Source organism: Microbacterium sp. B24 (assembly GCF_000333415.1).
Classification (GTDB): domain Bacteria; phylum Actinomycetota; class Actinomycetes; order Actinomycetales; family Microbacteriaceae; genus Microbacterium.
The window spans coordinates 1-1,976 of the sequence record NZ_BADB01000344.1 but is presented as its reverse complement, the minus strand read 5'-3'; the positions used below and the strand labels follow the sequence as shown (position 1 = coordinate 1,976).

The following is a 1,976-nucleotide window of genomic DNA, read 5'->3' as shown; positions in this document are numbered from 1 at the left end:
GCAGGGTCAGCACCGCGGCGGTTCCGGACACGGCACCCATGGCCGCCGGGCCGTTCCACCCGCGGTCGAGCAGCATCTTGCTGGCGATCGCGTAGAGCGCGTACGACGCGCCGGCGCCCACCGAGGCGGCAACGCCCAGGGCGCTGGCCGGCGCGGCGGCGCCGTCGCCGACCACGCCCGACACCAGCACGACACCGACGATCGCAACGGTCGTCGCCAGGCTCCACCGCAGGCTCGGCCGTCGTCGGCGCAGCACGCTGTCGAGAACGCCGGTGACGATGGGCGCCGAGCCGAGCGCCACGACCGTGCCGACGGCGACACCGTTGAGACCGGTTCCCGAGAAGAACGTCGGTTGGTACGCGAGCACCCCCGCGGCACCGACGAGCACGATGACGAACGTGGAGACCGTCTGGCGGGCGCGGCCGGTCTCCACGTGCGGCGCAGCGGTGCGCCCTGACCGCGCCACGAGGGCGATGGCGATGGCGATGGCGCCCAGCAGCCCACCCCCGGTGAGCACGCGCGCCGCGCCGATCGAGAGGGCATCGGCGTCCACGTCGGCGAGCGCCCGCGATGTGCCCGTCGTGGCGAAGCACAGTGCCGCAACGAGGACGGCGGCGATGGAGAGGGGACGACTCACAGGAACATTGTTACACAATCAGGTTGCCCTGGCTCGCGTTCACCGCGCACGCATAGCCGCCGGTCGTACGCTGAGGCCACGCCTCCCATCGATGCTCTGCTGACGACCTGGCGCGCCGACCCCGTGACGCTCGCGGCCCTGGCCGGCGCGGCGCTTCTCTACGCCCTCGGGGTGCGACGCGCTCGGCAGCGCGGCACCCCGTGGCCGCCCCATCGCACGGTGCTCTTCTTCACCCTCGGGCTCGGCTCATACGCCGTGGTGGAACTCGGCTTCCTCGGCACCTGGTCGGCCGAGCTCCGCTGGGCGTTCGTCGCCCGCATCGCGCTGCTGCTCATGGCCGTCCCGGGTCTCATCTCCCTCGGCCGTCCGCTCGATCTGCTGCGCGCGGGCCTGTCGGATGCCGGTCGCCAGCGCCTGGACGCCGTGCTCGACGGTCGCGTGTTCCGGGTCCTCGGCAACGCGATGTTCGCCACGATCTTCGTCGCGGCGATCTTCTGCGTGTTCCTCACGCCGCTCGCGGGAGTTCTCCGCACCTCGCCCGTGATCGGTGAGGCGCTCGGGCTCGTCTCGCTCGTGGTCGGGCTGCTGCTCGTGGTGCCCCTGATGGCACTCACCGGCATCCACACCAGCACGTTCCTCGCGGTCGAGTTCCTGCTGGCCTTCGTGGAACTCGTCATCGACTCCATCCCCGGCATCCTCCTGCGCCTGAACGACACGGTCGTCGACGGCGTGGCAGCCGCCGCGGGTGCGGCGTGGTGGCCGAATCCGCTGCACGATCAGCACCTCGCCGGCGATCTGCTCTGGTTCATCGCCGAGGTCGCCGACGTGCCGATCCTGATCATCCTGCTGGTGCGGTGGGGACGCCGCGACCGCGTCGAAGCCGCCGGCTACGACGCCCTCACCGACGAAGAGCACGACGCGCTCGTCCAGGAGCACCTGCGCGGCGCGCGCGGCTGACGCGCCCTCTCCGCGCGGACGGATGCCGCGGCATCCGCGCGCCGCCGGCGATCAGGCCCGAATGCTGCGCTCGGCCGCCTCGACGACGTTGGTCATGAGCAGGGCGACGGTCATCGGCCCGACGCCGCCCGGGTTCGGCGACAGCCACCCGGCGACCTCCTCCACGCCCGGCGCGATGTCGCCGTAGACCTTCGCCTTGCCGGTCTCGGGGTCGCTCTCGCGGGTCACGCCGACGTCGAGCACGGCGGCGCCGGGCTTCACGTCCTCCGGGCGCACGAGGTGCTTGACACCCGCGGCGCCGACGATCACGTCGGCCTGGCGCAGGTACGACGGCAGGTCGCGCGTGCCGGTGTGCGTGAGGGTGACCGTCGCGTTGACGGCG

2 protein-coding genes and 1 pseudogene are annotated in these 1,976 nt (G+C 72.5%); 1 reads left to right on the top strand and 2 read right to left on the bottom strand.

The window, feature by feature from the left end; genetic code table 11:
* Positions 1 to 637: EamA family transporter (locus tag I5I_RS08965; RefSeq protein ID WP_036318452.1), on the bottom strand; the 637-nt coding region annotated here is incomplete at its 3' end.
* Positions 638 to 760: 123 nt separating this feature from the next.
* Between I5I_RS08965 and I5I_RS08960 the strand changes: the two genes are divergently transcribed.
* Positions 761 to 1,594 carry a cytochrome c oxidase assembly protein gene (locus I5I_RS08960; protein WP_239640066.1) on the top strand — a complete coding sequence of 278 codons (834 nt, stop codon included), beginning with the start codon at positions 761 to 763 and terminating at the stop codon, positions 1,592 to 1,594.
* A 51-nt stretch (positions 1,595 to 1,645) separates the two neighbouring features.
* On the opposite strand, the pseudogene I5I_RS08955 reads toward I5I_RS08960, so the two are convergent.
* Positions 1,646 to 1,976 (bottom strand): annotated as a pseudogene (locus I5I_RS08955) (bifunctional methylenetetrahydrofolate dehydrogenase/methenyltetrahydrofolate cyclohydrolase); the annotation flags it as partial.